The following is a 21,594-nucleotide window of genomic DNA, read 5'->3' on the forward strand; positions in this document are numbered from 1 at the left end:
CCCCAGGTATCCCCCCGGCGACGTCTACTGGACCGGACAACAGACGTCACCGCGGGGGTACGGGGTGCGGGACAACACGCAGGAACAGCTTCACCGGCTCCGGTCACTGCGGATCGCCGCCGGGCTGACCATCGATGAACTCGCCGTCCGCTCCGGGGTGAGCCCCCGGACGATCGGCGGGATCGAACGACACCGGATCCGCCGCCCGCACCAGGGCACCCTCCGGGCGTTGGGCGCGGCGCTGGGCCTGGACGGGGTGGACGCCGACCAGCTCCGCTCGGCCGGCGGACAGGTCGCCGGGGTCACCGGTCTGCCCGGGGTGACCACACACTTCACCGGCCGCCGCGACGACCTCGCCTGGCTGGCCGCACGGCTGGAACACCGCCACGCGGTACAGCTGATCGGTCTGCCCGGGGCGGGCAAGACGGCGTTGGCGGTGCAGGCCGCCACCGACCTCGCCTGGCGGTTCCCCGACGGGGTGCGCTTCCTCGGGCCGGTCGCGGACGCCACCGCCGCGACGATCGCCCGTCGGCTGCTGCCACCTGCCGACGCGTCCTCGCACGGGCCCGACCCGGTGGCCATCGGGGCGTACCGGGACCTGCTGCGCCGCCGGCGGACCCTGGTCGTGCTGGACGACGTGCGCGACGACCACCAGGTCGGGCCGCTGCTGCCGCCCGACGCCCTCGGTGTCACCCTGATCACCGGCCGGCACCCGCTGACGGGCCTCGCGGTGACCGACAGGTGGCTGGTGCCGCCCCTGCCGGCGGCCGACGCGCGGGCCGCCCTCGACACGATGGTGGACGGCACCGCGCCCGCACCCGCGGTCACCGCGCTCGCCGCCGGCTGCGGCGGCCTGCCGCTGGCCCTGCGGGTGACCGCGAACCGGCTGCTGACCCGGCCGCAGTGGAGCGCACAGTGGCTGGTCGACCGGTTGGCCAGGCCGGAGCGGGTCCTGGACGCGCTGGTCGCCGGTGACCTGTCGGTACGCGACGCGTTCGAGCGCACGTACGCGGGGCTGCCGGCCCGGGCCCGCCGGGCCGTCCGGCTGCTGACCCGGCCGGCCGGCCCGGTCCCCGCCGAGGCGGGCTTCCTCGACCTGGCCGAACGGGGCTGGGTCACCGCCGGCCGGGGACACCGCTACGAGCCGCACCCGCTGGTACGCGCCTTCGCCCGCGTCGCCACCGGCACCTGACCGCCCGGATCGACGCCGTCGGGGGCGAGTTCGGCGAGCAGCGTCGCGGCCCGGCCGGCCAGATCCGGATCGTCACAGTCGTCGGCCAGCTCGATCGCCCGCCGCAGGTACGCCGGGGCGTCCCGGGTCTCCCCCGTGCGCCGCAGCGCCTCGACCAGTTCCACCGACACCAGTGCCTCGAACGCCGGCATCGCGCTGGCCCGCAACCGCGCGACCGCCTCCCGCAGCGCGGTGACACACTCCGGCCACCTGTCGAGAGCGGCGAGATCACCGGCGATCCGTCGGCAGTTCAACGCGTCGGTGGCGGCCCGGGCGAAGGCCGCGATGGGATAGCGGGGGTCGCGGAGCAGGCATCGCGTCCGCTGGTGCACCCGCAGCGCCTCGGTGGGTCTGCCGAGCGACAACAGCGAGGTGCCGAGCGAGGCCATCGCCTGCGGCAGACCCTCCGGATCGCCGGCGCGGCGCAGCAGCACCCATGCCTGTTGCCGCTGCCGCAGCGCCGCCGCGTGGTCGCCCAACCCGGTGTGGCCGCTGGCGGCGTAGAGCAGTGCCCAACCCTGCTGGGCCAGGTCGCCCGCGTCGACCGCCCGGTCCAGGGCCCGCATGGCGGTGGTCACGCTGCCGGCGTACTCGCGCTGGCAGATCGCCTGCGCCCAGGACAGGTAGTTGAGATGGACCGCCTCGGTGCGGGGGTCACCCAGCCGGGCGGCGGACTCGGCGGACAACCGGAAGACCTCCGGCCAGAGGTCGAGATGGACCCGGCTGTCGGAGAACCAGTGCAGCGCGTCGACGGTCTCGACCACCGGTCCGTACAGGCCCTCGGCGGCGGCCGACCGCAACGCCCCGAACCAGTTGCCCCGTTCGGCGTCGAGCCACGCCGTCGCCGCCCCGCGATCCCGGAACTGCGTCAGCGACGGCGGTCCGTCCGGTTCGAAGTGCCGCCCCGCCGCCGTGGTCCGGGAAAGCCACCAGCGCAGCGAGGACGTCCGCAACGGGCCGGCCGCGTCCGGCTCCTCGGCCGTCAGCCGGTCGGCGGCGAAGGCGCGTACCAGGTCGTGCAGCCCGTAGCGGTCCGCCGGCACGGCCGCCACCAGACCGCTTTCCACCAGGGCTTCCAGCCGCTGCTCGGCGTCCGCGTCGGGGACGTCGGTGACCACGGCGACCGGGTCCGGGCCGAAGTCCGGACCCGGCATCAGCGACAACCGCCGGAAGGTCCGCCGCAGGTCGTCCCCGAGCCGCCGGTACGACAGGCTCAGCGCGGTGTGGATGCCGGCGGTGTCGGCGTCGATCACCCGCAGGCGGGCCTGCTCACCGGTGAACCGTCGGTTCAGTTCCGCGACGGACAGACCCGGCTCGGCCGACAGCCGTTGCCCGGTGACACGCAACGCCAGGGGCATGTGACCGCAGTGCCGGGCCAGCTCGCTGAGCTCGGCCGGGTCGACGGCGACGGGCCCGGCGATGGCCCGCAGCATCGCGGTGGAGTCCTCGGCCGGCAGCGGCTCCAGGGACAGCCACTGTGCGGGGTCCAGACCGCTGAGTCGCCGTCGGCTGGTGAACAGCACGAGACTGCGTCCGGCCCCGGGCAGCAACGGCCGGGCCTGCGCCTCGTCGGCGGCGTTGTCCCACACCACCAGGGCCCGGCGCTCACACAACGCCGACCGGTACGCCGTCGCCCGCTCGTCGCAGCCGGCGGGGATCCGCTGTTCCGGCACGCCGAGCGCCCGCAGCAACCGGTGCAGCGCCTCGCCGGGGGTGGTCGGGACGTCGTCCATCCCGCGCAGGTCGACGAAGAACCGGCCGTCGGGGAACTCCGTGGCCAGGTCGGCCGTGGCCCGCAGCACGAGGCTGGTCTTGCCCACCCCGGCCGGCCCGGTGACGACGACCACGGTGGCCTGCTGCCGGTCACCCGGCGGGCGGCGGGCGAGGTCGCCCAGCGCCCGCAGCTCCCTCGCCCGGCCGCTGAAGTAACGCGGCGGATCGGGCACGGCCGGCCGGACGGAGGTGGCCTCGACCAGGCGGCGACGCTCGTCGTCCGGCACGGCGAGGACCTCGAACAGGACGGTCAGGGTGCGCCGTTGCGGACGCCGGACCCGGTCGCGTTCGATGTCGCTGATCGCCCGGGCGCTGACCCCGCACCGCTCGGCGAGCGCCTCGATCGACAGGCCCGCCGCCACGCGGCAGCCACGCAGGACAGCACCCAGCGACGGGCTTCCGGGTGCGCTCGGTCGTTCGGGTGCGCTCGGTGTCGGCTTCACCGAGCACACCCTCACAGAACACCACCCGCGACGCCAGGCATCGATCAGTGACTTTTCGCACCGGTCCGATCACCCGCCATTGAGCCGGCACGTCTGGTACCCGTCGTAGGTGCACGCCCGGGCGTACGCGTCACCACTGCCGTGGGTGTCGACACCGATGTAGCGGGTCCCACATCTCGATACACTGGGCGGTCTGCCGGTGCCGACCGTCACCCTGGCTCCGCCTGTCGTCGGTCCGGACCGCCGCCGTCCGACTGTCCCTATTACACCGACGTCTGCCGATGGAAGCCATGCAGAACGGCAGGCGGAACCGTCGTCCGGCCACCGGTGTGGTCACCCTTTCGTGACGTCACCGGGCCGACCGGGAACTGCCGTCGAGTGCGGACGATTTTTCGCCCGCTACCGGTGCGGCGTCAGACGTCAGACCATTCACGTCAGTTTTTCGCGCCGGATAATGCGCCGCCTTTCGACCGGCACCGGCCGGCTGACCTCGGCGGCCACGGACATCGGTATCGCCGGATTGGCTGCGGGCCGCGCCGGAACTGTTCCTGTGCGGCGTCGAATTGCGGAACCGTTATGCTCCACGGGAAGCACGGCGCATTCCCGCGTCGCTGCCGGAATTCGGCGTTGAGGGCGGGCATGAACATCGGGGAGATCGCCCGGCGGGCCGGAGTGTCCCGCAGCACCGTGTCCTACGTGTTGAGTGGGAAGCGGGCGGTGTCGGCGACGACCCGGCAGCGGATCCAGGCGGTCATCGACGAGCTGGGCTACCGGCCGAACGCCAGCGCCCGCGCGTTGAAGGAGGGACGCACCCGCACCCTCGGACTGGTCATCCCCCCGGCCAGCCAGCGCCTGACCGACATGCAGCTGGGCTTCGTCGCCAGCGTCGTCGAGGCGGCCGCCCGGCACGATCTGGACGTGCTGCTGTCCCCGTCCGGCGGCGACCACGACCGGTCGTTCGAGCGGATCGTCACCGGGCGGCGGGTGGATGGGGTGGTGCTGATGGAGATCCGGCTGACCGACGACCGGGTGACCCGGCTGGCGAGGGCGGGCGTGCCGTTCGTGACGATCGGCCGGACGGCCGAACCGCATGGGATGAGCTGGATCGACGTCGACTACGCGGCGTTGATCTCCCGCTGCGTGCACCACCTGGCCGACCTGGGGCACCGTCAGGTGGCCCTGGTGAACCGGTCCGCCGAGCTGGTCGCGGCGGGTTACGGCCCGAGCCACCGCGCCCTGGCCGGTTTCCGGGCGGCAGTCGACGAACGGGACCTGACCGGTGTCGACGTCTGCTGCGGCGACGACACCGCCTCGGGCGAGGCGTGCGTGACGCAACTGTTGGCGACCCATCCGCAGGTCACGGCGGTGGCCACGATCAACGAGGCCGCGTTGCCCGGGATCCGGCGGGCGTTGGACGCCGCCGGTCTGTCGGTGCCTGGCGATTTCTCCGTCACCGGGGTCGCCGCCCAGCACTGGGCCGAGGACTTCCACCCGCCGCTGACCGCAGCGGACGTGCCGATGCGCCAGATGGGGGCCGAGGCGGTGACGCTGCTGCTGGAGCTGATCGCCGCGCCCGGCGGCACGCCCCGCCACCGGCTCTACGCCCCACCCATCTCGCTGCGGTCCAGCACCGGTCCCCGGCCCCGCTGACCCGGGCCGGTCCGGCGGTCACGACCCGACGCCCGGCGGGTTCCGGCGCTCCTGCCGGGCGCCGGCGAGCACGAGATAACTGCTGGCCGTCCAGGTGTACGCCCGGTCACGCAGCCCCGTGCCGGTCTCGGCGTCGAAGTTCTCGGCGAACCCGGACTTCTCGCACAGGGCCAGGAACCGCCGGCTGACCTCGTCGGCCAGTGCGGTGTGCCCGGCCCGGCGCAGCCCGTCCTCGACCAGCACGGTGGACGGGGCCCAGATCGGCCCCCGCCAGTAGCCGTCGGCGAGGTAGTGCGGCGAGTCGGTCGGCTCGGTGGCCAGCCCGTGGGCCGTCAGGTGGGCCGCGACGCCCCGGGCCAGCGCACCGGTGAGCGGGGCCGGCAGGTCGTCGCCGAGGATGACCGGCATCAGGTCGAGCAGGCTGCGGCTGGCCCGGCGTCGCCCGGTGTGCGGGCTGCGGGCGGTGAACCGTTCGCCGTCCCACAGGTCGCGCAGCAGCGCGGTGCGGACCCGGTCGGCCTCGGCCGACCAGCCGGCGGCGGGCTCGCCCAGCTCGGTGGCGAGGTCGGCCAGGCAGCGCAGTTGGACGACCAGGAACGCGGCGAGGTCGGCGGTCTCCAGGACCCGGCCGTCGTCGAAGGTGGTGGCGTTGTCCCAGCCGCTGTCGTTGCCGTGCTGGTAGTGGGGCAGGTCGCGGCCGAGGGCGCGGCGGGCGTCCAGCCAGAACCGGGTCCACCGGGCCAGCCGGTCGTACGTCCGGGCCAGCGCCGTCCGGTCCGGCGGGGTGGGCAGCCGGCGGCGCAGCTGGCCCAGGGCCCAGCCGTGCACGGGTGGCTTGACGTAGTTGTGCAGCACCTCGGAGTGGGTGACCGAGTCGGGCAGGGCGCCGGCGGCGTCCTGGTGGTCGAACGGCAGGTGGAACTGGTGCCAGGCCAGCTCGGGTTCGCCGGCGGCCAGGGCGATCGCGTTGAAGCAGTGGTCCCAGCTCCACACCTTGTCCATCCAGTGCTTGGACATCAACACGGCCGGCCGGGTGACGAAACCGGCCGGCTCGACGGTGGCCGACCACAGCACGTACGCGGCCAGTTCGGCGGCGGGGGTGTCGGCGTCGCGCCAGGGGGCGACCGCGTCGACGAAGGCGGCGAACTCGGCGCTGCGCTCGCGGCACAGCTCGTCGAAGGTGCCGGCCGGCCGGTAGGGGGGCCGGGCGGTGGCGTACTCCTCGACCGCGATCTCCCAGGGCCGGTCGGCGGGGAGGTCCAGCCACCTGTCGGCGACGCCGAGCGCCTCGACGCCCACCACGTCGCGCAGCGGCGCGGACAGCCCGGTGACCCGGTAGCGGCGGCCCGTCTCGTAGGAGGTGAACACGACCGACCCGTCGACCGGGTCACGGTAGAGGTAGGTGCCGCTGAACGGGGTGAGGGTGCGGGCGGCGGCGGCGATCCGCAGGCCGAGCCCCCGGCCCCGCAGCCGGAGGGTGTCCGGCCCCTGGTAGCCGACCTCGATCCGGTCGTCGCCGGCGTGCCAGCTGAGCAGCACGGGGGTGGCGACGACAGTGGCGTCGGCGTGCGGGGCCAGGCGCAGCACCGGGTGCATGCCGTTCTGGTGGGAGACCAGGTGCAGGTCGTCGGCGTACGTCTTCTCGGCCACCACCGGAGAGATGTCGAACCAGGAACCGCGGTAGCTGAACGGGACGTCCTGGAGGGAGAACTCCGGGCCGGACGGTACGTCGGTCATGGCAGGTGACGCCCTTTCGTGGTTCGGGTGGTCAGCCTTCGACGGTGCCACGTCGGGCCACCAGCGGCGGACAGCGGGACCGACGCCTCGAATCGATTCGAACGAAGATAGGTCCGCCCGCGCCCGGGGGTCAAGGAGGACCCCGCTGGTCCGGGCCAGCAGGTGCGCCTGGCTGACCGAAACGCAGATCATCTGTGGAAACACCCCCTTCATCGGACCGTCATTACATTGACATCCTTCATCATCTGACCCTACGATCCCTTGCGAATCGATTCGCCCACGAAGCCCTCCCGGAGAGCGTCCCACGCCCCACAAGGAGCCGCCGTGAACACCCCGTCCCACCGCCGGCCCGGACGAGCCCGCGCGATCACCACCCGGATCGCCGTCGGCCTGCTCGCCATCGCCGCCACCGCCGTCGCCGCCACCCCGGCCCGGGCCGCCGACGAGTCGATCAGCGTCAACTTCGCCAGCACCGACGGCACCCCCACCTACCGGGCCTCCGGCTGGATCTACGGCATGACCGAGAACGCCAGCGGCCCGGCCGACCACTTCTACCGGGACGTCAGGTTCCAGTCCATGCGGGCCGGGGGTGCCCAGCTGCCGGGCAGCGGTTGGGTGGGCGGCAACTACGACCGCCGGTGGAACTCCACGCTCGCCCAGGCCCGGCGCACCGCCGCCCTGGGCGGCCAGTTCGTCATCCTGCCGCACGACCTGTGGGGCGCGGACGGCGCGGGGATCTCCCGCTTTCCCGGCGACAACGGCAACTGGACCGACTACGACGCCTTCCTGACCCGGCTCATCGGCGACGTCCGGGCGGCCGGGCTGCGGGTGCAGTGGGACATCTGGAACGAACCCAACATCACCATCTTCTGGAACCGCCCGATCTCCCAGTACCTCGAACTGTGGCGGCGCACCTACCAGCGGCTGCGCGCCGAGTTCCCCGACCAGCTCATCGTCGGGCCGAGCTGCGCCTGTGTGCCGTCGACCAACCACGCGTTCTGGAACCAGTACCTGGACTTCGTCCGCTCCACCAACACGGTGCCGGACATCGTCAGCTGGCACGCGCTGCCCGGCGACCCGGTCGCCAACGTCGCCGCCGCCAACGCCACCCTCGACGCGCGAGGTATCGCCCACCCCCGGCCCTACCAGATCAACGAGTACGGCGCGAGCAACGAGCAGAACCCGGCGGACGGCGCCTGGTACATCGCCCGGCTGGAGCGGGCCCGCACGGACGGCCTGCGGGCGAACTGGGCCAGCGCCGGCAACCTGCACAACGACCTGGGCAACCTGCTGGTCCGCAATGCCGCCGGCCAGCACCAGCCCAAGGGCGAGTGGTGGGTCTACCGCTACTACGCCGCGCAGACCGGGCAGATCGTCGCGGTGACCCCCAGCCAGTCCTACGACGCCTTCGCCACCCGGGCGACCGGGGCGGCGAAGGTGCTCGTCGGGGGCGGTCGGACCACCGGCAACCTGACGGTCAACCTGCAACGGCTGGACGCCACCGGCGGCATCGTGCAGAACAACCAGGTGCGGGTGCTCACCCAGCGCATCCCCTACAACAACGGCGGTGCGGTGCAGGGGCCGGTCACGGTGTCGAACACCGTGGTCACGCTGACCAACAACGCCGCCTCGGTGACCCTGCCGTACGGCAACCCGAACGACACGTACACCGTCACCGTGCTGCCGCCCACGGAGACCGGCTTCACGTCGGTGGCGGTGGCCCAGCACTCCCAGCAGTGCCTGGACAACACCGGCTCGGGCACCACCGACGGCAACCCCCAGCAGCAGTTCCCCTGCGAGGGCGGCGACCAGCAGTTGTGGAACTTCCGGCCGGTCGCCGGGGTGGCCGACACGTACACGGTGGTCAACCAGCACAGCGGCAGGTGCCTGGACGTCAGCGGGGCGTCCACCGCCGACGGCGCGGCCGTCGACCAGTGGACCTGCCAGAACGGCCCCAACCAGCAGTTCACCCTGCGCCGGGTGACCTACGGGGGCAACGATCCGCACGACTACCAGCTCGTCGCCCGGCACAGCAACAAGTGCGTCGACGTCAACGGGGTCTCCACCGCCGCCGGGGCGCGGATCCTGCAGTGGACCTGCAAGCCGGTCAGCCAGAGCAGCCCGCTGAACCAGACCTGGCGGCTCTGGGGCCGGTGACACCGCCGGCCCGTGCGACCGGGGCCGGACACACCCCCCTTCAAATTGATTTATGTCACTGTCTTGGGTGATCCTGGGAGGGCTGGCGAACCGATTCGCCACCACCACCCGAGGGCGGGTCCACCCGGCCCACCCCGTCGACGCACCAAGGAGCCGCCCCGTGCGCACCCCGTCCCCGAACGGACCGGTCACCGGTCCCGTCCCCCGGTCCCGCCGCCGACACCGGCTGACCCTGCTGGTCGGCGCGCTGGCCGGCCTCCTCGTCATCGCCGGGGCCGCCCCCGGTGTCACCTCCCCCGCCGCCGAGGCCGCCGCCGCGGCCATGGCCGCCATCGAGCCGGGACAGAGCACCCGGATCGTCGGCACCGCCTCCGGGCGCTGCCTCGAGGTCCCTAACTCCAGCACCACCAACGGCACCCAGACCCAGCTGTGGGACTGCCAGGGCGGGGCCAACCAGACCTGGACCTGGACCACCAACAGGCAACTCACGGTCTACGGCAACAAGTGCCTGGACGCCTCCGGCCGGGGCACCACCGCCGGCACGGCGGCGATCATCTGGGACTGCAACGGCCAGACCAACCAGCAGTGGAACGTCAACGCCAACGGCACCATCGTCGGCGTGCAGTCCGGCCTGTGCCTGGACGCCAACGGCAACGGCACCGCCAACGGCACCAAGATCCTGCTGTGGACATGCAACGGTCAGGCCAACCAGCAGTGGACCTCGCCGACCACCCCGCCCACCACCACCCCGCCGACCACGCCGCCGCCGACCACTCCCCCGCCCGCCGGCGCCCTGCCGTGCGACCTCTACGCCGCCGGTGGCACCCCGTGCGTGGCCGCCCACAGCACCACCCGGGCGCTCTACGCCGCCTACGCCGGCAACCTCTACCAGGTCCGCCGCTCCTCGGACAACACCACCCGCAACATCGGGCTGACCGGCACCGGCGGCACCGCCAACGCCGCCACGCAGGACGCTTTCTGCACCGGCACCACCTGCGTGGTGACTGTCGTGTTCGACCAGTCCGGTCGCGGCAACGACCTGTGGTACCAGGGCTCCAGCGTGGTCCCCGGGTCGCCGCAGAGCCGGCCGGCGGTCGCGACGTCGGAGTCGCTGACCGTCGGCGGCGCGAAGGCGTACTCGCTCTACATCAACCCGGGCAACAGCTACTGGCGTGACGGCCACCTGACCGGTATCCCGACCGGCGCGGCCCCCGAAGGCATGTACATGGTCACCAGCGGCACCCACGTCAACAACGGCTGCTGCTTCGACTACGGCAACAGCGAGACCACCCGCAAGGCCGACGCCGCCGGGGCGATGGACGCGATCAACTTCAGCACCCAGTGCTGGTTCGGCGGCTGCTCCGGCTCCGGCCCGTGGGTGCAGGCCGACCTGGAGTGGGGGCTGTTCCCCGGCGGCAGCAGCTCCTGGAACCCCAACCAGCGGGCGTTCCCGCACAAGTTCGTCACCGCCACCCTGAAGAACAACGGCACCTCCCGCTTCGCCATCAAGGGCAGCAACGCCCAGTCCGGCAGCCTCTACACCCTCTACGACGGGTCGCTGCCGCCGGGCTACAGCCCGATGAAGAAGCAGGGTGCGATCATCCTGGGCAGCGGCGGGGACTGCTGCAAGCCCGACGGCGGCGCGAACCTCAGCGCCGGCACCTTCTACGAGGGGGCGATGGTCGCCGGCTACCCGTCGGACGCCACCGAGAACGCGGTGCAGGCCAACATCACCGCCGCCGGCTACCGCTGACACCGGCCACGGGTCGTCGCGCCGGTCACCGACCACGGTGGCCGGCGCGGCGGGTCGTCGGCGTGCGACACCGGTGCTACCCGGCCGGCGCGCCGAGGCGGTGGTCCAGCGCGGTGTGCCGGCGGCCCGCTCCGACGGTACGGACGGCGGCGGCCAGCGCCCGCCGGGAACCGACCAGGACGACGAGTTGCCGGGCCCGGGTGACGGCGGTGTAGAGCAGGTTGCGTTGCAGCATCATCCAGGCGCTGGTGGTCAGCGGCACCACCACCGCCGGGTACTCCGAGCCCTGCGAGCGGTGGATGGTCATCGCGTAGGCGTGGGCCAACTCGTCCAACTCGTCGAACTCGTAGTCGAGGCTCTCGTCCTCGTCGGTGCGGACGGTGAGGGTCTGCTCCTCCGGGGTGATCGCGGTGACGATACCGAGGGTGCCGTTGAAGACGCCGGCCTGACCCTTGTCGTAGTTGTTGCGGATCTGGGTGACCTTGTCGCCGATGCGGAACACCCGCCCACCCATCCGCCGCTCCGGTTGGCCCTCCCGGTGCGGGGTGAGCCGCTGTTGCAGCAGGGTGTTCAGCGCGGCGGCGCCGGCCGGCCCTCGGTGCATGGGCGCGAGGACCTGCACGTCGCGGCGCGGGTCGAGACCGAACCGGGAGGGGATCCGGGTGCACGCGACGTCGACGGTCAGCGCGGCGGTGGCCTCCGTGTCCTCGCAGGCGAACAGGAAGAAGTCCGGCAGGCCGTCGAGCAGGGGTGGCCGGCCGGCGTTGATCCGGTGCGCGTTGGTGATCACGCCCGACTGGGCGGCCTGACGGAACACCCGGGTCAGCCGCACCCGGGGGACGGCCGGCGCGGTGAGCAGGTCGCGCAGCACCTCCCCGGCGCCGACGCTGGGCAACTGGTCGACGTCGCCCACCAGGAGCAGGTGCGCCCCCGGCGGAACCGCCTTGACCAGCTTGTTGGCCAGGATCAGGTCGAGCATGGACGCCTCGTCGACGACGAGCAGGTCGACGTCGAGCGGGTTGTCCCGGTCGTGCACGGCCTCCCCGCCGGGACGCAGTTGCAGCAGCCGGTGCACGGTGGCGGCGGGGTGCCCGGTCAGCTCCGACAGCCGTTTCGCGGCCCGCCCGGTCGGCGCGACCAGGGTGATCCGGGCCTTCTTCGCCGCCGCCAGCGCGACGATGGACCGCACGGTGAAGCTCTTGCCGCAGCCCGGCCCGCCGGTGAGCACCGCGACCTTCGCGGTGAGCGCCAGCCGGACGGCGTGCTCCTGTTCGGGGGCGAGGTCGTTGCCGGTGACCGCCCGCAGCCAGGTCAGCGCGCGGGGCCAGTCGACGTCGGTGAAGTGGGGCAGCCGGTCGGCCCGGTCGTGCAGCAACCGCAGCAGCGAGGTGGCCAGCGACTGCTCGGCGCGGTGGAACGGCACCAGGTAGACCGCCGGCACCGGCTCGCCGTCGTCGCCGGGCAGGAACTCCCGGACCACACCCTCCTCGGCGATCAGGTCGTCCAGGCAGCGGGTGACGAGGTCACCGGGGACGTCGAGGATCTTCGTGGCGTCGGCGACCAGTGCCGGGGCGGGCAGATAGCAGTGGCCCGCGTCGGTCGCCTCGGACAGGGTGAACCGCAGGCCCGCCATCACCCGCTGCGGGCTGTCGTGCGGGATGCCCACCGCCTGGGCGATGGTGTCGGCGGTCTTGAAGCCGATGCCCCACACGTCGGCCGCCAGCCGGTACGGCTCCTTCGTCACCACCTCGATCGACGCGTCAGCGTACTGCTTGAAGATGCGTACCGCGAGCGACGTCGACACCCCGACGCCCTGGAGGAAGACCATCACCTCCTTGATCGCCTTCTGCTCCTCCCACGCCGCGGTGATCTTCGCGGTGCGTTTCGGCCCGAGCCCGGCGACCTCGACCAGCCGGGCGGGCTCCTCCTCGATGATCCGCAGGGTGTCCAGGCCGAAGTGCGCCACGATCCGCTCGGCGAACACCGGCCCGATGCCCTTGACCAGGCCGGAGCCCAGATAGCGACGGATGCCCTGGATGGTCGCCGGCAGCACCGTGGTGTACGAGTCGACCTCGAACTGCCGGCCGTACTTCGGGTGCGACGACCAGCGCCCCGACAGCCGCAGGCTCTCCCCGGGCTGCGCGCCCAGCAACGCGCCGACCACGGTCAGCAGGTCGCCGCCCCGGTCGGTGGCGACCCGGGCCACGGTGTAGCCGGTCTCCTCGTTGACGTAGGTGAGCCGTTCGAGGACCGCGTCCAGGGTGGCGAGCGGTGGGCGGGCGGGGGCGGTCACCCCGTCATCGTGCCGGGTGCCCGTCCCGCCCCGTCCACCGCCCGGACGCCGACCGGCGTCCTCCCCCGCCGGGTGGGCGGGAGAGGACGCCGGGTGCCGCGGTGCGCCTGGTCAGCCGATGGTGAGGTCGCCACCGGACGCGGTCAGGGTGATCTCCCGGGTGGACGCGCCGGTCCAGTCCGAGGAGAAGAGCAGCCGGTCACCGTCCCAGACGGTGATGCCGATCCCGTCGCGCCGGCCCGGCTCTCCCCGGTCGGTGGCCGTCACCCGCATGGTCAGGCCGGTGGCCACCGCGACCGGGTCCTGCGCGGTGGAGATGTCGTACAGGGTCACCTGGTAGCGCAGGTCGGCGACCGGTTCCCCGGCCACCGTGGCGACGCCGAACGACTCCAGCGCGGTGCTCTGGAACTTGTACCGCTTGCCGCCCGACTTGTAGCCGACCTTGGCGCTGCCGACCAGCTTCTTGCCGTTGTTGATCCGGCCGTCCAGGGTCACCTCGATGCGCCGGTCGTCGTCGAGCGGGTAACCACCGGCGGTGGCCCCGCCCTTCAGGTAGCCCGAGCCGGCGACCGACACGCCGTACCCGCCGGCCACCGTGACGGTGGCCGGCACGCTGCCGGTGTACGCCCCCGACACCGTGGCGGTGACCGGGTGCACGCCGAGCGGCAGCACAGCGCGGCAGCTGGCCGAACCGTCGTCCGCCGCCGCGCCGAACGGCGTCGCGACCGCCGTGCAGAGGGTCTCACCCCCCTCGGTGAAGGTCACCGTGGCGTTGCGGACGTCACCGCCACCACCCCGGACGGTGGCCCGCAGCAGCACACCTGTCGAGTCGGCGTCGGCCACCGGGGAGGCCAGGGTGTCACCGGTGTAGGTGACGGTGGCCGCCCGGACCTGGGTGATGGCGAGGTCGGCGTCGCTGAGGTCGAAGAAGACGTTGCCGACCGCCTCGATCTTCAGCCGGCCCCGGGCGGTGTCCACGTTCGGCAGCGTCACCGTCGCCGCCCCGGTGTTCGGGGTGCGTTCGGCCAGCACGTACGGGAAGGTCGCCCCACCGTCGGTGGACAGCGAGATCTTCACCTCACTCACGTTGACCGGCGCGGTGTCCGTGCCAGCCACGTCCCAGGTGACGGGCACGGTGCCGCCGCCCAGGTGGGCCGCCGGCGTCGCCTGCGAGGTGACCAGGAACGGGCCGGCCTCCGGGGCGAGGGTCAACGCCACGTCGGCGCTACCGATGCCGCCGCCGCCCGGGTGGTGGTCCCGGCCGGTGAGCCGGAAGTGCAGGGTCCGGTCGTTGGCGACGCCGACCCAGTCGGCGGTGGGCAGGAACTCCGAGTAGCAGTCCACCGTCGCGGCCGGCACGTTGCTCGCCCCGCCGGTCGCCGGTGGGGCCGGCGCGGTCGGGCAGGCCCCGGTGACGGCGTTGGTGTTGTTCGCGGCGATCTGGGCCAGATCCGGGAAGTGCCGGGTCGGATCGGTGGTCACCGCGTTCTCACCCGGCGAGTGGTACTCCAGGGTGTCGGTCGGGCTGACCGCCGCCGCCACGCCGAACTGCCGGAACAGCGGCCCGTTGGTCTTGGTGTTGTTGACCAGCGCGGTGCCGGCGCTGCCGCCCCGGTCGTTCTGCTCCCACAGGTAGCTGACGGTGTCCCCGTCGGCGTCGGTGGCGCTGCCGCTCAACGCGAACGGGGTCCGCGTCGGGATGGTGTACGCCGCCGCCGGCACGCTCACCACCGGTGCCCGGTTGCCGGTCTGCGCGGTCTGGAAACCGTTGTTGCCGGCCGCGCCGCCCCGGGCGGTCTCACCGACGAAGCCGGACGCCCCCACGAACCCGGTCAGTTCGAGCGCCGGCACGTCGACCCCGGCCAACGGGCCGGCACCGAAGGTGACCTGGAATCCGGTGTCGTTCGGCGCGCCGAGCCCACCGAAGGCCGTCACGGTGACGGTGGCACCGGCCGGCCAGCCGGCGATCGACTCGATGGCCGCCCGGATCCCGGCCGCGGTGTAGTTGCCGCCGCGCACCACAGGCACCGACGACTGCCCCGCGTAGCTGATGGTGAACGCGTCGCCGTCGGTGTCGAAGCCGGACAGCGAGACGGTCTGCACCTCGTTGAGCGCCGGGCGGGTGCTCGTGACGAACGTGCTGATCTCGGTGTAGCTGCGCTGCGACCAGTACGGGTCGCTGTGCGGCTGGAGGTTGTCCTGCTGGCAGATGCCCGCGTACGCCATGATCGACGAGCCGCTGCCCGGCTCGTAGGAGTTGGCGGCGCTGCGGTTGCCGCCGGAGCAGTTGTACTGGGTGCCGTTGAAGGTGTGGTTGCCGGCGAACTGGTGACCGATCTCGTGCGCCACGTAGTCGACGGCGTAGAAGTCACCGACCGGGGTGGGCAGGCCGGTGCAGCCGCGCGCCTTGCCGTCCAGGCCGACCACGCCGAGACCGGCGACACCGCCACCGGGCAGGCCCAGACCGATGTGCCCGACGTCGTAGTTGCCCGCGCCGACGAGCTGACCGAGCACGATCCGGTTGCGGTTGAGCAGCGAGCTGGTGCACGAGGAGATCTGCGTCGGGGTGTAGCAGGCCGCCGCGCCGCACGGTCCGTTCGCCTCGGTGGCCAGGGCTGCGGTGTTCAGGTTGGTCTTGTCGGTGTCGTTGACCAGCACCAACCGGATCGCCGTCTCGTCCTCGTAGATCTGGGTGACCCGGTTGATCAGGGTCACCTTCGCCGCGGTGACGTTCTCCGCGCCGAAGAAGGTGGCGTACGACGGGTCGGTGACCAGGGCCAGCCGGTAGGTGCGCAGGGTGACCGGCGGACCCGCCGGCTCGTCCGCGGTCACCTCCGGCGACAGCGCCCCGGCTGCCGCCGCGACGTCCTCCCGCTCCACCTGGGCCGGGTCGGTGTCGAGCAGGTCGCGGGCGTAGTAGCTGGCGTAGACGCTCTGGTCGCCGTGGTAGTACGGGTCGAGGTACCAGCTGCCGCCGGTCGACCGGACCGAGGCGTGGAAGCCCAGCGGGGTCAGGTCGGCCCGGATGGTCGCCGTCGGGTCGTCCAGGCCCCGGCCGACGTACGTGCTGATCTCGGGGTGCCGGGCGGCGAGCCCCGGCTCCATCACCGGCGAGTCGACCAGGGCGAACCGCTGGAAGCCCCCGGTGGGGGTGGGCAGCGCGACGGTCAGCGCCGGCTGCGACCGTCGGGCCGTGCCGGCCCGTTCGGCCGGCACGTCGGCCAGGGTGTCGGCCAACGCGGCCCGGTCCAGGGTGTAGGCGGCGAACCGCTCCGCGCGGATGTCGGGGGTACGCCCGTCGCGGGCGTTGGCCGACGGCTCGCTCGGCAGCTGCCGCCAGGGGCCGGAGTCGGCCGGCGCGGCGACCGCCGCGGAGCCGCCGATCAGCGGCAGCGCGGTCGCGACCAGCACCGCGGCGAGCAGGCCGGCCAACCGCCGGCGGCCCGAACCAGCGGGATCGGGGGGTGGAACCGTCATCGAGGGAGCCTCACTTCACCAGGTCGGGGAACGGGCCGGATGGCGTGGCGTTCGTGGGCCACACCGGGCTGTCCCGGAGAAGCACACGCTATGACGGGTCCCCTGTCGACAGACATCATCCGTAAAGTCGAGGCGGCGGCACGGCCCGGCGGTGTAGACCCTCCCCAGTGGAGTCGGCGTGGTGGGCAGGCGGCCAGGGACCGGTGCGTCGCGGCCGGACCCCGCTGACCGTGGCGGGGTGCCACCGGCTCGCCGACGCGGGCGCGGCCGGGACATTTGTCCTGGCCGGACGGGTATCGCCGGCTCTGCCCCGCCGGTCCCCGACTGCCTAGCGTGACAGGCATGGATGACACTGCGGTACGCCTGACCGGGCTCACCCGGCGGTTCGGCCCCGTCCGGGCCGTCGACGGGATCGACCTGACCATCGCGTCGGGCAGCACGGTCGCCCTGCTCGGCCCCAACGGTGCCGGCAAGACGACCACCCTCTCGCTCCTGCTCGGCCTCGCCCCACCCGACGCCGGAACGGTGACGCTGTTCGGCCGGTCACCGGGCGAGGCGGTCCGGGCCGGCCAGGTCGGGGCGATGGTGCAGGACGCCGGTTTCGTCCCCGGTGCCACCGTGCGGGACCTGGTCGCCCTCGCCCGGGGGTTGTATCCCCGGCCGCTGGACACCGCCCGGGTGCTCGCGCTGGCCGGGCTGACCGACCTGGCCGACCGCCGGCTGGACCGGCTCTCCGCCGGCGAGACGCAGCGGGCGCGGTTCGCCTTCGCGTTGGCCGGTGACCCGGACCTGCTGGTCCTGGACGAGCCCGGCGCGGCGCTGGACGTCGCCGCCCGGCAGGCGTTCTGGGCGGCGATCCGCCGGTACGCCGCCGACGGTCACACCGTCCTGTTCAGCACCCACCACCTGCACGAGGCCGACGAGTACGCCGACCGGGTGGTGCTGCTGGCCGGCGGGCGGGTGGTGGCCGACGGCCCGCCCGCCGAGATCCGGGCGGTGGCCGGCGGCCGTACGGTGGCCTTCGACCTCGCCGACGGGTCGGTGGCGGGCCTCGACCTGCTGCCCGGCGTCCGGTCGGTGCAGGTCCGGGGCGGTCGGGTGGCGCTCACCACCGACGACGCCGACGCCACCGTGCTGGCCCTGGCCGCCGACCGGGGCTTCCGGGGCCTGGAGGTCACCGGCGTCGGGCTGGAGGCGGCCTTCCTCACCCTCACCGCCGCGGAAGGGAACCACTGACATGCGCGCCTATCTGCACTTCGAGCTACGCCGTCTGGCCCGGGACCCGCGGCTGGCGCTGTTCACCGTGCTGGGCCCGGTCGTCACCTACGTGATCTTCTCGGGCCTGCTGCCGGCGGGTGACCGGCTGGAGGGCGTCACCGCCGCCGCCGCGCTCATGGTCGGCCTGGCCGGCTACGGCGCGATGGCCGGGGTGCTCTCGGTGGGCTCGTCGGTGGCCCAGGAACGCGCGGTGTGCTGGCTGCACCAACTGCGGGTCACCCCGCTGTCCCCCCGCCGGGTGGTCGCGGTGAAGGCCCTGGTCAGCACCGTGAGCGGGGTGCCGTCGCTGATCGCGGTGGGCATCGCCGGCCGCCTCCAGCACCACGTCGAGCTGCCCGCCGGCAGGTGGGCGGCCCTGCTGGTGCTGATGTGGGTCGGCACGGTGCCGTTCGCGCTGCTCGGGCTCGCCATCGGGTACGGCCTCACCCCGCAGCTCGCCCAGCCGGTCAACTTCCTCGCCTTCCTCACCCTGTCGGCGCTCGGCGGACTGCTGGTGCCGGCGGCGTACTTCCCCGACCTGCTGCGGCACCTGGCGCACACGCTGCCGACGTACCGGTTCGCCGAACTCGGTTGGCGTACGGCGGCCGGCCTGGCCCCCGACCCGACCGGACTGACGGTGCTCGCCGGGTGGACGGTGGCCTTCGGCGTACTCGCCGCGGTGGCGTACCGCCGGTCGACCGCGCGTCGCTGAGATCCCGCTACGGTGTCGACCATGTCCGGTGCCACGATCGCGGCTCCCGCCACCGGTCGCCGCCGGCGGGGATTGCTGCTGGTGGCGTCGCACACGCTCTGGTTCTGGCTGCTGCTGCCACCGTCCACCGCGATCGCCCACGGGCAGGTACGCCCGACGGCGGTCGCGGCGGCCGGGCTGGTCACCTTCGCGCTGCTCTACCTCGCGCTGGTGGCGGTGCCGGTGGCCGACCTGGTGGTACCGCCCGTGCTGTTCCACCTCGGCTTGCTGGTGTTCGCGGCGCTCGGGGTGGGCCTCGCGGGCGCGTACGCCGGCGGCCCGGAGGGCTGGCTGATCCTGCTGACGTACGTCGCGACGGCCGGTGCGGTCGGGCTGGTCCGGCCGGTGCAGGGGTTCGCCTGGGTCGGCGGCAGTGCCGCTGCCGTCCTGACGATCGGGCTGGCGCACCGGGTGCCGGTCGGTGACATCGCCGCCTCGGCACTGATCACGGTGCTGGCAGGCGCCATGACCCTGGCGTTCACCCGGACGGCCCGACTGGTGGCGGAGCTGCGCCGCGCCCAGCAGGAGCTGGCCCGGACGGCGGTCGAGCAGGAACGGCTACGGTTCGCCCGGGACCTGCACGATCTGCTCGGCCACACACTGTCACTCGTGGTGGTGAAGGCGGAGGTGGTACGCCGGCTCGCCCCGGCCGATCCGGGGCGGGCAGCGGCCGAGGCCCGGGACATCGAGCGCATCGGCCGTACCGCGCTCGCCGAGGTACGCGAGGCGGTCACCGGTTACCGGGACCGCAGCTTCGGACGGGAACTGGACGGTGCCCGGACCGCCCTCGCCGACGGGGGAATCACCGTCACCGTGCGGCAACCCGGTCGGCCGCTGCCGGTGGAGGCGGACGACGCGTTCGGCTGGGTGCTGCGGGAAGGAGTGACGAACGTGCTGCGGCACAGCCACGCGTCGCGGTGCGAGATCGAGGTGCGCGCCGACGCCGAGGAGTCGGTGCTGACCATCGGCGACGACGGTGTCGGCAGCCGGGTCGAGCCGGGCAACGGCCTGCGGGGTCTCACCGAGCGGCTCGCACGGGCCGGCGGGGAACTGCACGTCACCTCCGTCCGTGGCGGCGGACTGCGGCTCACCGCCCGGATTCCCACCGGCCCGGACGGGTCGGCGCGCGGATGATCCGGCTGCTGCTCGCCGAGGACCAGGGCATGATGCGGGGCGCACTGGCCCTGCTGCTCAACCTCGAACCCGACATGGAGGTGGTGGCCGAGGCCGGCACCGGCACCGCCGCGTTGGCGGCGGCGCTGCGGGTCCGCCCCGACGTGGCCCTGTTGGACATCGAGATGCCCGGCGGCAGCGGGCTGGACACCGCAGCGGCGTTGCGGCGGCAACTGCCCTCCTGCCGGGTCCTGATCCTCACCACCTTCGGGCGACCCGGCTACCTGCGTCGGGCGATGGAGGCCGGGGCGCGGGGATTCCTGGTCAAGGACGGACCGGTGGAGGAGCTGGCGGTGGCGGTCCGACGGGTGCTTGCCGGTGAGCGGGTGGTCGATCCGGCGCTGGCGGCGGCGGCCCTGGCGACCGGCCCGAACCCGCTCACCGAACGGGAACGGGAGGTGCTCGCCGCCGCCGTGGACGGTGCCACGGTGGCTGACGTCGCCGCCCGGCTGCACCTGTCGGAGAGCACGGTCCGCAACTACCTGTCGGCGGCGATCGGCAAGACGGGCACCCGCAACCGGATCGAGGCGGCCCACACCGCCCGCGCCAACGGCTGGCTCTGACCGGCTCCTGACCCCCGGCCGGGGAGCCGGGGTCAGCCGGCTGGCCGATCGCCCCGGATGCGGGCGTGCAGGTGCATGTCGTGCCGGCCGTCGGCGTACACGGCGCCGCTGCGTTTGGTGGAGAGGGGGACCCGCACGCCTCCTCCTCACCTGGTGCGGTGGGCCGGTGTCAAACGCCGGCCGGCGGGTCGAGGTCGACCTCGACGCGGGGGATGCCCCGGTGCGTGGCGAGGCGTTCCGCCTGCGCGACGATGCCGTCGCGGGTGGCTGCGGACAGCTTCCGCCACGGCTGGACGGCGAGTGTCAGCGTCCGGCCGGCCTTGCGGGGCCGCCAGGTGCCGACGATCTCACCGCCGGCCAGGACGGCCCCGGGGCGGCCCAGCACCGGCCACAGCTGCTTGGCGTGGGCCGCGTCCGGCACCAGGGTCGCCCGGTCCCGCGCCTGCAGGAAGAGGTCGTACGGGCCGAGCAGGCGCACGGCCGTGGTGTCGGCGACAGCGGCGAGCGCCGGCTCGTCGGCGGCGAGCAGCGAGCGGGCCTCCCCGTCGACCCGTACCTCGACCACGTCCTGCGGCCAGCGGGCCCGCACCTCCCGGACCGGGGCGTCGAGGTAGTCGGCGACCTGCCTGGGGGTGGCCGGGCCGAGCAGCCGCAGGTAGGCGCGGACCAGGTCGAACCGGTCGCCGGGCGGGGCTGGCCGGGTGAACCCGGGGATGCGGTGCAGCACCGGCGGCGAGGTGCCGGGACGCAGCTCCAGCCCGGCCCGCACGGCCGCCAGCCGGAACGGCATCTCGTAGAGGTGGGTGGCGGCGCAGGGACGACAGAACCGCAGGTAGGGCTCGGGCAGCAGCTCGGCCAGCCGCCCGGAGACGTCGCCCTTGACCGTCGGGGTGGTGACCACGGCCCGCATCCGCGCGGCCACCTCGTCGAGGGCGGCCAGGTTGCCGATGCCGGCGGCCTTCAGTGGCCGGGCGGCGTCGTAGATGCGTTTGCCCGCGTCGGCGTCGGAGTACGGCGCGACCGCCCCCGCCACCTCGGCCACGTCGGCGCGACGGTAGAGGTGCGGCGCGCCGCGGACGGTCCAGAGCAGGACCAGGTCGTCAACGACCGGTGCCGTGACCTCGACCCCGCGCAGCGCCAGGGCCCACCGGCCGCCGTCCGGGCCGGTGTCCTGCACCCCGAGGTCGAGCACGGCGGTGTCCGCGAACGTGCCCCCGGCCCGGTCGAGTTGCTGCGCGTGGACGCGGAACTGCACCACCTGCCGCCGGTCGATCATCCGGCCAGCCTAGGCGGCACGCCCGACAGAACCCGGCACGCCCGGCCCGGACCAGCCGAC

At 73.5% G+C, this 21,594-nt stretch carries 13 protein-coding genes; 8 read left to right on the plus strand and 5 right to left on the minus strand.

Features of this window, described 5'->3' with window-relative positions; genetic code table 11:
* Window positions 1–64: 64 nt before the first annotated feature.
* Window positions 65–1,192 carry a helix-turn-helix domain-containing protein gene (locus ACN267_RS09455; RefSeq protein ID WP_421488447.1) on the plus strand — a complete coding sequence of 376 codons (1,128 nt, stop codon included), beginning with the start codon at window positions 65–67 and terminating at the stop codon, window positions 1,190–1,192.
* Here the strand turns inward: ACN267_RS09455 and ACN267_RS09460 are convergent.
* On the minus strand, window positions 1,138–3,447 hold the full coding sequence (locus ACN267_RS09460; protein ID WP_421488448.1) for an ATP-binding protein: 2,310 nt from the start codon (window positions 3,445–3,447) through the stop codon (window positions 1,138–1,140). The two genes, ACN267_RS09455 and ACN267_RS09460, sit on opposite strands and share 55 nt — an antisense overlap.
* A 639-nt stretch (window positions 3,448–4,086) precedes the next feature.
* Here ACN267_RS09460 and ACN267_RS09465 point away from each other — a divergent pair.
* A complete protein-coding gene (locus ACN267_RS09465; protein ID WP_421488449.1) occupies window positions 4,087–5,097 on the plus strand; it encodes a LacI family DNA-binding transcriptional regulator in 1,011 nt (336 codons plus the stop codon).
* A gap of 18 nt (window positions 5,098–5,115) precedes the next feature.
* On the opposite strand, the gene ACN267_RS09470 is transcribed toward ACN267_RS09465, so the two are convergent.
* The gene (locus ACN267_RS09470) at window positions 5,116–6,834 is read right to left on the minus strand and encodes an amylo-alpha-1,6-glucosidase (protein WP_421488450.1); all 1,719 of its coding nucleotides are present in this window, start codon (window positions 6,832–6,834) and stop codon (window positions 5,116–5,118) included.
* A gap of 324 nt (window positions 6,835–7,158) precedes the next feature.
* Between ACN267_RS09470 and ACN267_RS09475 the strand changes: the two genes are divergently transcribed.
* A complete protein-coding gene (locus ACN267_RS09475; RefSeq protein WP_421488451.1) occupies window positions 7,159–8,991 on the plus strand; it encodes an RICIN domain-containing protein in 1,833 nt (610 codons plus the stop codon).
* Window positions 8,992–9,151: 160 nt separating this feature from the next.
* Complete coding sequence (locus ACN267_RS09480) at window positions 9,152–10,744, plus strand: arabinofuranosidase catalytic domain-containing protein (protein ID WP_204959999.1); 1,593 nt, start codon at window positions 9,152–9,154, stop codon at window positions 10,742–10,744.
* A 76-nt stretch (window positions 10,745–10,820) separates the two neighbouring features.
* Here the strand turns inward: ACN267_RS09480 and ACN267_RS09485 are convergent, their stop codons facing one another.
* Entirely contained in the window at window positions 10,821–13,037 is a 2,217-nt protein-coding gene (locus ACN267_RS09485) for an ATP-dependent RecD-like DNA helicase (RefSeq protein WP_281897805.1), read from the minus strand.
* Window positions 13,038–13,148: 111 nt separating this feature from the next.
* A complete protein-coding gene (locus tag ACN267_RS09490; protein WP_421488452.1) occupies window positions 13,149–16,514 on the minus strand; it encodes a M12 family metallo-peptidase in 3,366 nt (1,121 codons plus the stop codon).
* Between the two features lie 342 nt (window positions 16,515–16,856).
* On the opposite strand from ACN267_RS09490, the gene ACN267_RS09495 reads away from it, so the two are divergent.
* The 4 genes from ACN267_RS09495 to ACN267_RS09510 are packed head-to-tail and all read left to right on the plus strand — an operon-like array spanning window position 16,857 to window position 20,258.
* Entirely contained in the window at window positions 16,857–17,750 is an 894-nt protein-coding gene (locus ACN267_RS09495) for an ABC transporter ATP-binding protein (protein WP_204960003.1), read from the plus strand.
* Between the two features lies 1 nt (window position 17,751).
* Entirely contained in the window at window positions 17,752–18,483 is a 732-nt protein-coding gene (locus ACN267_RS09500; RefSeq protein ID WP_281897809.1) for an ABC transporter permease, read from the plus strand.
* A 21-nt stretch (window positions 18,484–18,504) separates the two neighbouring features.
* Window positions 18,505–19,656: a sensor histidine kinase gene (locus ACN267_RS09505; RefSeq protein ID WP_421488453.1), complete on the plus strand. Its 1,152-nt coding sequence runs from the start codon at window positions 18,505–18,507 to the stop codon at window positions 19,654–19,656.
* On the plus strand, window positions 19,653–20,258 hold the full coding sequence (locus tag ACN267_RS09510) for a response regulator transcription factor (protein WP_204960008.1): 606 nt from the start codon (window positions 19,653–19,655) through the stop codon (window positions 20,256–20,258). Before ACN267_RS09505 ends, ACN267_RS09510 begins: the two co-directional genes overlap by 4 nt.
* A 169-nt stretch (window positions 20,259–20,427) precedes the next feature.
* Here ACN267_RS09510 and ACN267_RS09515 read toward each other — a convergent pair whose 3' ends face one another.
* Window positions 20,428–21,534, minus strand: coding sequence for a winged helix DNA-binding domain-containing protein (locus ACN267_RS09515; RefSeq protein WP_421488454.1), 1,107 nt, complete (start codon window positions 21,532–21,534; stop codon window positions 20,428–20,430).
* Window positions 21,535–21,594 lie beyond the last annotated feature (60 nt).

Source organism: Micromonospora sp. WMMD734 (assembly GCF_049178975.1).
Classification (GTDB): domain Bacteria; phylum Actinomycetota; class Actinomycetes; order Mycobacteriales; family Micromonosporaceae; genus Micromonospora; species Micromonospora wenchangensis.

Excerpts from the sequence above, each read along its gene's own strand:
- ACN267_RS09465 (WP_421488449.1), top strand. The coding sequence starts at position 4,087 with ATGAACATCGGGGAGATCGCCCGGCGGGCCGGAGTGTCCCGCAGCACC.
- ACN267_RS09470 (WP_421488450.1), bottom strand. The coding sequence starts at position 6,834 with ATGACCGACGTACCGTCCGGCCCGGAGTTCTCCCTCCAGGACGTCCCG.
- ACN267_RS09490 (WP_421488452.1), bottom strand. The coding sequence starts at position 16,514 with ATGACGGTTCCACCCCCCGATCCCGCTGGTTCGGGCCGCCGGCGGTTG.
- ACN267_RS09495 (WP_204960003.1), top strand. The coding sequence starts at position 16,857 with ATGGATGACACTGCGGTACGCCTGACCGGGCTCACCCGGCGGTTCGGC.
- ACN267_RS09500 (WP_281897809.1), top strand. The coding sequence starts at position 17,752 with ATGCGCGCCTATCTGCACTTCGAGCTACGCCGTCTGGCCCGGGACCCG.
- ACN267_RS09505 (WP_421488453.1), top strand. The coding sequence starts at position 18,505 with ATGTCCGGTGCCACGATCGCGGCTCCCGCCACCGGTCGCCGCCGGCGG.
- ACN267_RS09510 (WP_204960008.1), top strand. The coding sequence starts at position 19,653 with ATGATCCGGCTGCTGCTCGCCGAGGACCAGGGCATGATGCGGGGCGCA.
- ACN267_RS09515 (WP_421488454.1), bottom strand. The coding sequence starts at position 21,534 with ATGATCGACCGGCGGCAGGTGGTGCAGTTCCGCGTCCACGCGCAGCAA.